We start from the raw sequence: 12,771 nt of genomic DNA on the forward strand, positions 1-12,771 counted from the left end.
CGGATGCTGCTGGTCCAGTGCTCTCATTTGACGGATCGCGCGAACGCAAACGGCCCTCCCCGCACTGGCGGAAAGGGCCGTCACTTCAATCGGATTTTGAGCGTCAGGCAGCCGAGGAATTGACGCCCATCGACTGCAAATAGCGCTTGATATTGCGCGCGGCCTGGCGAAGGCGCTGCTCGTTTTCAACCATAGCGATCCGCACGAAGCCTTCACCATCCTCGCCATAACCGACGCCCGGGGCGACAGCGACTTCGGCGTGGGTGAGGAGTTGTTTGGAGAATTCGAGGCTGCCCAGATGCTTCAGCGCGGGCGGCAAGGGTGCCCATGCAAACATCGACGCCTTCGGGCTGGGGATTTCCCAACCCGAACGGCCAAACGCCTCGACCATCACATCGCGGCGCTTTTGATAGAGTTCACGGTTCTTTTGCACGATATCCTGCGGGCCATTGAGTGCGGCGCAGGCAGCGGCCTGAATTGGCGTGAAGGCACCGTAATCGAGATACGACTTCACCCGCTTTAGCGCGGCGATCAGGCGCGGATTGCCAACCGCAAAACCGACGCGCCAGCCCGCCATCGAGAATGTCTTGGACATCGAGGTAAATTCTACCGCCACGTCCTTTGCACCCGGGACTTCGAGGATCGAACGGGTGGGATTCCCATCGAAATAAAGCTCGGAATAGGCAAGGTCGGACAGGATCCAGACCTTGTTTTCCTTGGCCCAGGCCACCAGCCGTTCATAGAAGGCCAGATCAACCGTTTCGGCCGTGGGGTTCGAGGGATAGTTGACGATCAGGATCGACGGGCGCGGCACCGAATACTTCATCGCGCGGTCCAGCGAATCCCAATAGCGTTCATCGGGCGTAGTGGGCACAGATCGGATCGTGGCCCCGGCGATGATGAAGCCGAAGGTGTGGATCGGGTAGCTGGGATTGGGCGCGAGCACCACGTCTCCGGGCGCGGTGACGGCGGTGGCGAGGGAGGCCAAGCCTTCCTTCGAGCCCATCGTCATCACCACTTCGGTTTCGGGATCAAGGTCCACGTTAAAGCGGCGGCCATAGTAATTGGCCTGTGCCTTGCGGATGCCGGGGATGCCCGATGAGGCCGAATAGCCATGCGCATCGGGTTTGCGCGCCACTTCGCACAGCTTGTCGATCACGTGATCGGGCGGCGGCAGATCGGGGTTGCCCATGCCGAGGTCGATGATGTCCCTACCGGCGGCGCGCGCGGCGGCCCGCATGCCGTTGACTTCGGCAATGACGTAGGGCGGCAGGCGCTTCATGCGGTAGAATTCTTCGTCCACGGTTGAATACTCGTCGAAAAGGCGCGGCAAGATCGCCGCAGATTGGCCCTTACGCGAAATGGCGGCTTGTGGAAACCACGCTCTCGCCCCGACGGCAGACGGTAACGTCGGGGCTAACAAGCTGTCACACTGCGTGTATAGATGGCCTAACCAGAAGCATGACGTAGTGGCAGGGAACACGCATGACGGACAAGACCGTAACCGATCCGATCGTCCTTGAGGACTTGTTCCGGCAACAGGGTGAGGCGTTCCGTACGATGTTCATGCCGCTTGTTCCGGGGGCAGAGGCCTTGCCGACAGATCCTGCCGATCTGCAGCATTGGGCAATGTCTGCGGCAAAGTTGCAGAAAATGTGGCTGGATTTCAGCGCAGAGCAGGCCGGCCATATTGAGCCGATGCTCGCCCGGTTTGGCGATATCGGCAAATGGACGCAGACCTTCATGGCGATGGCAGGCCAGATGCCGATTGCCCATGCCGAAACGCAGGCCAAGCTGTGGAATGAAAGCATGGCGCTGTGGAGCGCGGTGATGGGACAATTCATCGCCGGGCCAAAGCCTGACGCGCAAGCGCCCGCCTTGCCGCGGCAGGACCGCCGCTTTGCTGACAAGCGCTGGCATGAACAGCCCGCCTTTGCGCTGCTGCATCAAACCTACCTGCTACTGTCCGAACGGTTGCAGCAGATGGCGGCGGAAACGCAGGGCCTCTCGCCTGAACGCAAGGAGCAATTGCGCTTTGCCACCAAAGTGGTGACCGATGCGCTCTCGCCTGCAAACTTCCCGCTGACCAATCCGGTGGTGATCGAACGGACGATGGAAACGCGCGGGGAGAACCTTGTCAAAGGCGTCGAACATATGCTCGACGATCTGCGCAAGGGGCAGTTGACGCACACCGATCCGAACGCCTTCGAACTGGGCCGCAATATCGCGATGACGCCAGGCAAAGTGGTGTTTGAAACGCCGATGTTCCAGCTGATCCAGTATACGCCGACCACCGACGAAGTGCTGGAGGTGCCGCTGGTGATTTTCCCGCCGTGGATCAACCGGTTCTACATTCTGGACCTGAACCCGCAGAAAAGCTTCATTCGCTGGGCGGTGGAGCAGGGCGTGAGCGTTTTCGTCGTCTCATGGAAATCGGCTGATGCTGCGATGGCCGATGTGGTGTGGGATGATTACGTCCGCGCGCAAATCGAAGCGATCGATCACGTTCGGGCAAGGCTGAAAGTGCCTGCTGTCCATACCATCGGCTATTGCGTGGCCGGCACGACGCTGGCGGCAACGCTGGCGGTGCTGGCGCGGCGGGGCGAAGCTGACAAGGTGGCAAGCGCGACGTTCTTTACCGCGCAAGTCGATTTTGAAGATGCGGGTGAGCTCAAGAACTTCATCGACGACAGCCAGTTGAAGCTGATGAACAGCCTTGCCACAGACGGTTACCTTGATGGGCGGTACATGGCCGCAACCTTCAATGCCCTGCGCGGGGCGGACCTGATCTGGAATTATGTGGTCAACAACTACCTGCTGGGCCAGGACTATCCGGCGTTCGACCTGTTGCACTGGAATGGCGATACCACCAACCTGCCGTCCAAATGGCACCAGAGCTATCTGTGCGACCTCTATCGCGATAACCGCCTTGTCATTCCCGATGCCATGATCGTCGACAATACCCCTGTTGATCTGCGCCGCATTGCAACACCGTGCTATATTCAGGCTGGGCGTGAGGATCATATTGCACCGCCGGGCAGCGTGTGGAAAATCACGCGGCACCTTTCGGGGCCATGGCGGTTCGTGCTCGCAGGGTCAGGCCATATCGCAGGCGTGGTTAACCCGCCATCGATGGGTAAATATCAGTACTGGCTGAACCCCGGCGATGTCAGCAGTCTTGGCGAATTCGAAGCCGGGGCCACCGAACACAAGGGGAGCTGGTGGCCGGACTGGGTTTCATGGCTGGAGGCACAAGCTCCCGCACGGTTAGCTGCCAAAGGCAAACGCGTTCCTGGTGGCCGGGGTGACCGCGTGATCGAAGATGCACCGGGACGCTATGTCAGCATGCGCTGAGCGTATTTAAGCCAAAATGGTCCGTTTCAAATTATTGTGCAGTGCACAATATTCTTGACATCGCCTTGCGCATTCCTATTTTGTGCAGTGCAGCACAATGCTGGCGTAAGCCTAGTATGTGATGCCAGCAGGAGTCGTAACGATGGTCGAAGAAACGCAAGCCAGCATGGTTGAAACTGCCCCGACGGCAGATGAAACCGTCGTGCTGCCCGAAACTGCGCCTGTCGCGGCGATCGAAGCCACCCCAGCGGCGGTAGAGCAAGCGCCCAAGCCCGTGAAGACGCGCCCGATCAAGGCACCCAAGGCCAAAGTGGCTGCTGCCCCGAAAGTGGAAGCGCCCGAAGCCAAGGCAACGGCCAAGCCTGCACCGGAGCCCACGGCAAAGCCTGCAAAGGCGAGCGCCAAGGCCAAGCCTGCCGTCAAGACCGCCAAGAAAACCCAGTCAAAGGTCCCTGCTGCAAAAGCCCCTGCGGCAATCTCACCAGTGCCTGCGGTGAAGCCCGCAATAAAGCGTCCTTTCACCGCCACACCCCGCGTGAAGCAAAACAGCGCCGCCCTCAAAGCAACGACGGCGCCCAGAAAGGAACTGTTCGCAATGGCTACCACCAGCACCGAAATCACCGAAAAGATGACCGTCGCTTTCAAGGAAGCTCAGGAAAAGGCCAAGGCCGCGCTTGAAAAGAGCCAGGCCGCGATGGGCGATGTTACCGAATTCACCAAGGGCAACGTTGAAGCCGTGGTTGAATCGACCAAGATCCTCGCCACCGGCTTGCAGGAAATGACCAAGGGCTATGTCGCCGAAACGAAGACTGTCATCGAAACGATGACGGCCGACGTCAAGGACCTGACCACGGTTACCTCGCCGACCGAATTCTTCCAGAAGCAGTCGGCCCTGATGCGCAAGAACTTTGACGCTGCGGTTGCCGCAAGCTCGAAGAACAGCGAAGCCATGCTGAAGCTTGCGACCGAGGCTTTCCAGCCGATCTCGACGCGCGTCAGCCTTGCTGTCGAAAAGATGAAGCAGGCTGCCTGATCCATCCCGCACTGGCCCCTTTTGGGTGCCGGTGCCTGTGGACCGACGAAAAAGGGTCGCGCACTAAGGTGTGCGGCCCTTTTGCCTGAACTGGACATACCGCAACGCCAAGCGTGCGCTGCGGGCGTGCCAAAGATTGCTGCTTTTGCGCCACACCGCAGGACTGTGCCCCTAGTGCCTCTTGCGAATGGGCGCAGCGAATGCGATATTCGGACCGATCATGCAAAGTATCAGCCATCCCTTGCCGGACAAGTCCGCTGCCCCACATTGTGCGGGTGGCGATGATTCGCGTGGGCCTGGCGATGGCGATCAGGTTGGCATTGCCACGAAGACGCGGGCCAAGCCCAAGAAGCCAAGCCAGTTCAAAGTGCTGATGCTCAACGATGATTACACCCCGATGGAATTCGTGGTGATGGTCCTCAAACGCTTTTTCCATATGGATCTGGAACAGGCGACGCGGGTTATGCTCCACGTTCATCAGCGCGGTGTCGGCGTCTGCGGGATTTTCCCGTATGAAATTGCCGAAACCAAGGTGAACCAGGTGATGGATTTTGCGCGGCAGAACCAGCATCCGTTGCAATGCACGCTCGAAAAGGCGTGAACGCGGCCCGAGTATTGCCGACGCCGCAATAGCAACCCCAGCGCCTTTTTGCTTTCCCGCTAAGCCAACCAAGCCACAGACAAGAGGCGCTGCGACAAGCCGAGTTTGCGCGATTGCGGAAATCTTGCCAGTGAAGCCTGCGACGTTTTGCCATTACGAATCAAATGATGGCAATAAAGACGTCACTGGACGCAACGATGCCTGACACTCGGCCTGACTATCGGATAGCACCCCCTGCATGAAGTTCCTCACCGCCACGGACCGCTACATCGCCAGATTGGTTTTCGTGCCGATGGTGTCGGTGTTCGTGCTGGCTGCATCGCTGCTGATCCTCGACAAGATGCTCAAGCTGTTCGATTTTGTCGCGACCGAGGGCGGGCCGGTCAGCATCGTGTTCAAGATGCTCGCCAACCTCCTGCCCGAATATGCCAGCCTCGCCATTCCGCTGGGCCTGATGCTGGGCATCCTGTTTGCGTTTCGCAAACTGGCGACGAGTTCGGAGCTGGACGTGATGCGCGCGGTGGGGCTGTCCTACACCCGGCTGCTGCGCGTGCCCTACATGTTTGCGATTGGCCTTGCCGCGCTCAATCTGGTGATCGTCAGTTATCTGCAGCCCTTGTCCCGCTATTACTACGAGCAATTGCAGTTCGAGCTACGCTCGGGCGCGCTGGGTGCCTCGATCAAAGTGGGCGAATTCAACTCGCTGCAAGACCGCACCGCATTGCGGGTGGATTCCAGCCGTGATGAAGGACGCGATCTGCGCGGCATCTTTGCCCGGCTACAGACCGCCAATGGCCAGGTCATGGTCATTTCCGCACGCGAAGGCCGATTCTTCGCCAATCGCGAAAGCCCTGACACGGTGATCCTGCGGCTGACTGATGGCCAGATTGTGCAAGATGGCCCGACCATCACATCACCCCGCGTGCTGACTTTTGCCAGCCACGATCTGCCGATCGATTTGCCCAAGATTGAACAGTTCCGCCAACGCGGCGATGCCGATAACGAATACTTCCTGCCTGAACTGCTGCGGATCGGCTGGAATGATCGCTATTCCGAAGAAATGCGCATCCAGTCGCAGGCCAGCTTCAATTACCGCATAGTCGAAGTGGTGATGATGTTCCTGCTGCCGCTGCTGGCCGTGGCGCTGGCCGTGCCGCCGAAGCGCTCAACCTCGGCGCTGGGCGTGTTCCTGTCGATCGTGATGGTGGTGGCCTATCACAAGGTCAATCAGTATGGGCAGGATGTTGCCAGCCTTGGCCGGATCGATCCTGTGCTGGCGCTGTGGGGGCCGTTCCTGCTGTTTGCTGCGCTGATCCTGTGGATGTACTGGCGCATTGCGTATGTTCCCGGCGGCCAGCCGATTGGAGCATTGGAAACGGCGTTCGGCAAGATCGCCCGGTCCTTGCGCAAGCTGTTCCAGCGCCAGCGCCTGCCCGGCGAAGTGCCCACTGCAGCAGAGGACACCGCGCATGCAGTTTGAATTCTTCCCCTCGCGCACACTGGCGATCTACATCGGCAAGATGTTTGCGATGCGCATCGTGGCGGTGCTGCTGATGCTGGTGCTCGTGCTGCAAATGCTCGATCTTCTCAGCGAAAGCGGCAAAGTGCTCGCCGCCCCCGGCAACGGGCAGGGCCAGTTGCTGACCTATGTTTCCTTGCGCATGCCGCAGTTGATCAGCCGGTTCCTGCCCTATTCGGTGCTGCTGGCCACGATCATCACGCTGATGACGCTGAACCAGAACAGCGAGGTCATTGCCATGAAAGCTGCCGGCCTTTCAGCGCATCAGGTGCTGGCCCCGCTGTTCCTTGTCGCGGCGCTTACATCGGCGGTCACTTTCGGGTTCAACGAACGCGTCGTGACGCGCGCCACCTCGACGCTCAAGGCTTGGCAGAACGTCCAGTATGGCCCGATCCCGTTGGAATCGGGAACCAAGACCAATGTGTGGCTGCAGGATGGGCCGAATATCCTGTTTGCGCGCACGGTGGCTGGTGAGGGCAAGGCCATGCATATGGACGGGGTAAGCTGGTATCGACGCGACCCCACAGGCATGGTCACCGAAATCGTGACGGCAGCGTCGGCCACTTACGCCAATCCCGGCTGGAAATTCCGCGCGCCAGTTCTGTTTGACGTGCAAAGTGCGCGAAAGGCTCAGCTTGGGCGCGATGAAACTTATGCAAAGTCAGTAGAACCAGTGCAGGTGACGATCAGCCGGGTTGATGCCGATGCCGAATCGCTGGGCCAACTCAACACATCGCTGACCGCAATCCGCGAAGCCGGTTTCCGCACGACCGAGCTTGAAGGCAAATGGTGGCACAAGCTGGCAGGGCCGCTATCAGCGCTGCTGATGCCCTTGCTGGGTGCCGTCGCCGCGTTCGGCCTTGCGCGGTCGGGTCACCTGTTCGTGCGCGCGGTGACGGGGATGGGTCTAGGCTTTGCCTACTTCGTGTTTGACAATGCCGCGCTGGCCATGGGCAATTTCGGGGCTTATCCGCCGTTTCTGGCAGCCTGGGCCCCGTTTGTGCTGTTTTTCCTGATTGGCGAAACGGTGCTGATCCGCACCGAGGAATAACTCAGCGCGCGCTCATGGTAGAACGCACCAGCCGTTGCAGCAACGGCATCAGCCCGATGTAGTTGGCCTTTTCATAGGTCGAGGCAAGCCCAAGGTGCGCGCGCAAACGGCGGTGCGCCTCGTCGAGCGAGTGATAGGGCATTGATGGAAGCAGGTGGTGCAGTGCGTGATAGCGCAGCCCTACTGGCGCCCAGAGCGGTGCCAGCAGCGCAGGCGGTGGTACGTTTACCGAATCGAGATACTGCCCGGTCACGGTCATCGCCTCGCCCTCATTCTCCCACAGATGCGCCACCAGCGTGCGGATCTGGTTGAGCAGCGCGGTGAGCGAAATCACGGCAAGGCCGATCAGCAGCGGACGCCACGAATGCGTTGCGCTCCACCCCACCACAAACAGCGCCCAGGCCGATGCGCCCAGTTCCTGCCAGAACACCATCTGTGCAAAATCACCTTCGGGTGGACGGCGGCGGAAATCGGGATTGATTGACAGCGATGAGGCGCGCTCCCACACCAGCTTGCGCAGGGGCGGGACCACTGCGCCGAGCGGCACCAGCACGGCCGAACGGATCAGCAGGCCAATCGGCAGCAGCAGCGCAGACAGCGCAAAGACCGGCAGGCTCCAAGGCTTCATCAAGGCCAGCGGCAGGTATTCCGGGTCCTCCGCCGTGCCATAGCGCGTACGCGCGTGGTGCAAGGTATGGACGCCTTCATACATCAACGAGGGGATCAGCATCGGAATGCCGACCAGCAGGTTCCAGCCAAAGCGGAAACCCGGCAGCGCCGTTTTGTGGATATGCGTGAGTTCGTGGATAAACAGCAGCGCACGATAGAGCGCCACCGCGGACAGCACGCCCGAAAGCGCGGCCAGAACGGGATTTTCGAGCATGATCGCGCCAGCCATCGCGGCATAGCCCAACGCGGTGGAAATCAGCATATCGGGCCAGTAGATTTCAGGCCGCGCGGCTGCGATGTCGCGCGTCAGATCCACTGCGGCGCGGAGCATGTCCTTGTCATCAGGGGTTCCGGCAAGGCCGCGCGGAAGCGGAGCAGCTGGCGCGTTAGTGACTGGGGCGGGTGCTGCCGCAGGTTCAAGCGTGTTGGTCGCAATCATGCCACAAATTCCAGTAAGACCCGTATTGGCCGGTCTGAACCGGCTTTTTGCACCACGCAGCGCCCCCACCTGGCGCCACTGGCTTGACAACTTGACGGTGCTAACCGCAGTCGGGCGACCGCAGTTTGACCGGCAAAACCCGCCTACCTGTAAACAAAGGCAAGAACGTGGCCCCCAGCGAAATAGTCATCACCCCCGTTTCCGGCAAGGCAGACAAGAAGGCATTCGTCGATATCACTTATCGCCTGAATGCGTCCGATCCAAACTGGGTGCCGCCACTGCGGATGGAGGCGGAGGAGCTGATCACGCCGGGCAAGAACCCGTTCTTCGCCCACGCCGACGTCCAATTGTTCCTTGCCCGGCGCGGCGGCAGCGTGGTCGGACGCATCTCTGCCCATATCGATCATCTGGCCATCGGCATGGACCCATCGCAAGGCATGGGACCGGGCACAGGTAACTGGGGTCTGCTGGACGCTGAAGATGAAGCCGTGGCGCAGGCCCTGATCGCCAGGGCCGAGGACTGGCTGCGCAGCAAAGGAATGACACGCGTGCTTGCTCCGCTGTCGATGTCGATCTGGGAAGAGCCGGGCCAGTTGGTCAAGGGTTTCGATCACGCCCCCACAGTGATGATGGGCCATCAGCCAAAGCGCTATGACGATTATATCAACGCACTGGGCTATCAGCCGGCCAAGACGCTGAATTGCTTTGAACTGGATATCACCCAGAATTTCCCGCCCTTGATCCAGCGCGTGATCCAGTCGGGCGAAAAAAACGCCAAGATCCGCATCCGCAATGTCGATAAATCGAAGTTCGATCAGGAAGCGGCGCTGATCCTCGACATTCTGAACGATGCATGGTCCACCAACTGGGGCTTCGTGCCGTTCAGCGATGCCGAGATTCAGTACGCGGGCAAGAAGTTCAAACCGATCGTGCGCGAAGATCTGATCATGATCGCCGAGTACGAAGGCGAACCGGTCGCCTTCATGATGACGCTGCCCGACCTTAATGAAGTTATCAGGCCGATGGGGGGCAGCCTGTTTCCGTTTAACTGGGCCAAGCTGCTGCTATGGCTGCGCAAACCCAAAGTTCGTACGATGAGGGTGCCGCTGATGGGGGTGCGCAAACGGCTGCAATCTTCGCGGCTGGCCAGCCAGCTTGCCTTCATGATGATCGAATACATTCGGCGCAATTCGGTGCGCGATTATGGCGCAACGCGCGGTGAACTTGGCTGGATACTTGATGACAATCAGGGGATGAACGCCATTGCCGACGCCATCAATAGCCACGTCAACAAGTCTTACGTGATCTACGAAAAGGCACTGTGAGCGCCCCTCTGGCGATAGTGCGATCGGGCAAATCCCGATCGGGCGTTTCCACCCGACCGGGACTGATCACCAGAAAAAAGGTCCCCGACGTTTCCATCGGGGACCTTCCGGGATCGTGTCACCAGCCGCTTGGACGGGAGGGGGGTCTCGGCGGTGACAGACTTAAAACGAACGTTCGGCCGACCGGTTCCCACACGATAGATTTTTTATTATCTCTATAATTCAATGTTTTGAGATGTTCCCTCGGCCATAGAAATTGGAATGCAGATTTAAATGTAAGGCCGCAATGTTTGGGAGCCGCTATCAAGCCGGGCAAAACGGCGCGCCTCAGCAAGGTCGGGTATGCGGATAGACGTCACCGTCCAATCGACAAGGCCAAGACGGCGCAGAGCCTGCAGACTGCGATTGGTGTGAACAAGTGATAGCCCGAGCATGTCGGCAATCTGACTCTGCGTGACCGTCAGTTGCAAAACGCCTTCGGGTGCGAGCCCGGTATCGAGTCCCCGTTGCACCAGAAACACCGCCAGCGCGACCATGCGTTCGCGCGCGTTGCGCTGCCCCAATGAAACGATGTGCTCTTCAAGCGCGGCTTCTTCGTGCGCCGCCAGCCAGGTGAGATCAAAGGACAGCCGAGGCTGCTGGATGACCAGATCGAAGAATTGTGTCCGGGCAAAGGCGCACAGCGTGACGCTGGTCAAGGCTTCCACCGAATGCCCCATCTCGCCATCGACAGCTGCCTGCAGACCAATGAAATCGCCAGGAAACATGAAGTTGATGATCTGGCGACGGCCATCTTCCAGCAGTCGTGTGCGCATAAGCACGCCGGACAAGACAGTGAACAGATAGGGAGGACGCGTTCCTTGGACAAAGACCTGATCTCCACGATCATAGCGCACCTCGCCTTTACGGAACGAGGCGACCCAGTCGCGTACGTCAGGGGCATGCTGGTGCAAGCCCTGGCAACGTGCCAACGGACAGTTTTGGCAGCGTTCACCCCCATTACGAATGAAGTGCCCGAGATCTGCATGCCCAAGTGCTGTCGCGGACTCATCGTCTCTTGCCATTTTGACTCCAAGATCTCGGGCTGAATGCCAGTGTTCCCTCATAAGGGAGCACGACAAACACGCCGCGCCTAGTGCTGCTATGTCAAATGACAGGGCTGGTTCCCGGTTTGTCACCTAATGCACGAGCCAATTATGGCAGCTCAGGCGCCAAATTTTGGGGAATTTTCTGCAAAAACAATTATCTGGTAAGCCAATTGTGCTGGTTGTGGAAGACGGGATTCTGGTCGCCATGGCCATCGAAGATGCGCTGATCGATCGCGGGGTGGACGTTGTCGTCGCCACTACGCTCGCAAACGCGTGCGCACTCGTGCAGCAGCGCCTGCCCGATGCGGTCTTGCTCGACCTGCAGTTGCCTGATGGGCACACTCTCGATCTTGCCATTACCTTGCACCAGCATGGCTGCATAGTGGCCTTCAGTTCCGCGTTTGATGAAGATGCTGTTCCGACTTCTCACGACTTTGCTGTTCAGTTCAGAAAGCCCGTCTCTGCCAACCTTCTGGCAGACTGGGTGGTCGAAGCCTTGGGTTTGGGGCAGAGCCGTCAGCGGTATGGTATCTAGTGTTTCGATTCTGACATTTGCATTCCTGTGGGGATGGGTTGGAGCAAATGTCAGAATCATAAGAACCACTAGAAAATATGTGTGGTTCTAGTGGATTTTATGATTTTGACATTCGAACGCGAGAGCGCGGCCAGCGGGACCCGAATGTCAAAATCAATCCACTAGCCTGCGAAGATTGTCTTGCTCCTGGCCGGGAACCAGATGACGATGTTGCGCGTTTAGGCGCACGTCACTGACCGGGAAGGTGTGGGAATGTCGCTGGGTTCAAAAGTTGCCAATCAATTGCCTTATCTGCGCCGGTATGCGCGCGCGCTGACCGGCAGCCAATCGGCTGGCGATTCGTTCGTGCGGGCAACACTCGAAGCTGCCCTCGCTGATGAAGCGCTGCGCGCGTTGATTGGTGAAGGCCGCCCGCAGCTGTATCACGCCTTCAATCGCGTGTGGTCCACCGCTTATGTAGAAACTGCTGAGCGGACCGTGGGTCTGGTTGAAAAGCATGAAGCAGCGGCGCAGGAGCGGCTCGCCGCGATGACACCGGCCAACCGCCAGGCCTTGCTGCTGACAACGCTCGAAGATTTCAGCATTGACGATACTGCCTACATCATGGGCCGTGAAGCGGCCGAAGTGGAAGTGCTGGTGCAGGACGCCATTGCCGAAATCGACAATGAATCCGCAACCTCGGTGCTCATTATCGAGGACGAGCCGCTGATATCCATGCAATTGGAAGATCTGGTCCGCTCGCTAGGTCACGATGTCTGTGGAATGGCCGCCACGCGCACCCAAGCGCTGGAAATCGTCAAGCGTGAGCAGCCCGGACTGGTGCTGGCCGATATCCAGCTGGCCGATGGCAGTTCTGGGCTGGATGCGGTTGACGATATCCTAAAGCTCGGTTCCGTGCCGGTCATCTTCATCACCGCCTACCCAGAGCGCCTGCTGACAGGTGACCGGCCTGAGCCGACCTATCTGATCACCAAGCCGTTTCAGGAACAAACCGTTCGTACGGCGATCAGTCAGGCACTGTTCTTTGGGCATAGCCGCCCGCTCTGATTGCACCGGAGCACTTTCACAAAACGCTATGGGCGCCGACAGAAGTGTCGGCGCCTTTTCTTTTGGGTCATAACAGCATGCACTTATTCTGGCCGTCATGGATCAGGATC

Annotated in this window: 11 protein-coding genes; 8 read left to right on the plus strand and 3 right to left on the minus strand. The window is 59.1% G+C overall.

The genetic code is table 11. The features are described 5' to 3' along the window. Nucleotides 1–103: 103 nt before the first annotated feature. On the minus strand, nt 104–1,303 hold the full coding sequence (locus AC2A1F_RS07725) for an LL-diaminopimelate aminotransferase (protein WP_484208207.1): 1,200 nt from the start codon (nt 1,301–1,303) through the stop codon (nt 104–106). A gap of 182 nt (nt 1,304–1,485) precedes the next feature. Between AC2A1F_RS07725 and AC2A1F_RS07730 the strand changes: the two genes are divergently transcribed. From AC2A1F_RS07730 to lptG, 5 genes are all read left to right on the plus strand, one after another. Further along, nucleotides 1,486–3,354: a PHA/PHB synthase family protein gene (locus AC2A1F_RS07730; protein WP_484208208.1), complete on the plus strand. Its 1,869-nt coding sequence runs from the start codon at nt 1,486–1,488 to the stop codon at nt 3,352–3,354. A gap of 142 nt (nt 3,355–3,496) precedes the next feature. Further along, nucleotides 3,497–4,387, plus strand: a complete 891-nt coding sequence (locus AC2A1F_RS07735; protein WP_484208209.1) for a phasin family protein — start codon at nt 3,497–3,499, stop codon at nt 4,385–4,387. Nucleotides 4,388–4,607: 220 nt separating this feature from the next. Beyond that, nucleotides 4,608–4,988, plus strand: a complete 381-nt coding sequence (clpS, locus tag AC2A1F_RS07740; RefSeq protein ID WP_484208210.1) for an ATP-dependent Clp protease adapter ClpS — start codon at nt 4,608–4,610, stop codon at nt 4,986–4,988. A 238-nt stretch (nt 4,989–5,226) separates the two neighbouring features. After that, complete coding sequence (gene lptF / locus AC2A1F_RS07745) at nt 5,227–6,468, plus strand: LPS export ABC transporter permease LptF (RefSeq protein WP_484208211.1); 1,242 nt, start codon at nt 5,227–5,229, stop codon at nt 6,466–6,468. Then, nucleotides 6,458–7,558: an LPS export ABC transporter permease LptG gene (gene lptG, locus AC2A1F_RS07750; RefSeq protein ID WP_484208212.1), complete on the plus strand. Its 1,101-nt coding sequence runs from the start codon at nt 6,458–6,460 to the stop codon at nt 7,556–7,558. The genes lptF and lptG overlap by 11 nt, the downstream gene beginning before the upstream one ends. A gap of 1 nt (nt 7,559) precedes the next feature. On the opposite strand, the gene AC2A1F_RS07755 is transcribed toward lptG, so the two are convergent. Beyond that, on the minus strand, nt 7,560–8,666 hold the full coding sequence (locus AC2A1F_RS07755) for a fatty acid desaturase family protein (protein WP_484208213.1): 1,107 nt from the start codon (nt 8,664–8,666) through the stop codon (nt 7,560–7,562). A 167-nt stretch (nt 8,667–8,833) separates the two neighbouring features. Here AC2A1F_RS07755 and AC2A1F_RS07760 point away from each other — a divergent pair, with 167 nt between their 5' ends. Continuing rightward, nucleotides 8,834–9,991, plus strand: a complete 1,158-nt coding sequence (locus AC2A1F_RS07760) for an N-acetyltransferase (RefSeq protein WP_484208988.1) — start codon at nt 8,834–8,836, stop codon at nt 9,989–9,991. 269 nt (nt 9,992–10,260) lie between these two features. Here the strand turns inward: AC2A1F_RS07760 and AC2A1F_RS07765 are convergent, their stop codons facing one another. After that, the gene (locus AC2A1F_RS07765; RefSeq protein ID WP_484208214.1) at nt 10,261–11,055 is read right to left on the minus strand and encodes a Crp/Fnr family transcriptional regulator; all 795 of its coding nucleotides are present in this window, start codon (nt 11,053–11,055) and stop codon (nt 10,261–10,263) included. A 154-nt stretch (nt 11,056–11,209) separates the two neighbouring features. Between AC2A1F_RS07765 and AC2A1F_RS07770 the strand changes: the two genes are divergently transcribed. Both AC2A1F_RS07770 and AC2A1F_RS07775 read left to right on the plus strand, forming a co-directional pair. Continuing rightward, on the plus strand, nt 11,210–11,614 hold the full coding sequence (locus AC2A1F_RS07770; protein ID WP_484208215.1) for a response regulator: 405 nt from the start codon (nt 11,210–11,212) through the stop codon (nt 11,612–11,614). A 252-nt stretch (nt 11,615–11,866) separates the two neighbouring features. Next, the gene (locus AC2A1F_RS07775; protein WP_484208216.1) at nt 11,867–12,661 is read left to right on the plus strand and encodes a response regulator; all 795 of its coding nucleotides are present in this window, start codon (nt 11,867–11,869) and stop codon (nt 12,659–12,661) included. Nucleotides 12,662–12,771 lie beyond the last annotated feature (110 nt).

Source organism: Novosphingobium sp. HNCC26BN242, from assembly GCF_057180525.1.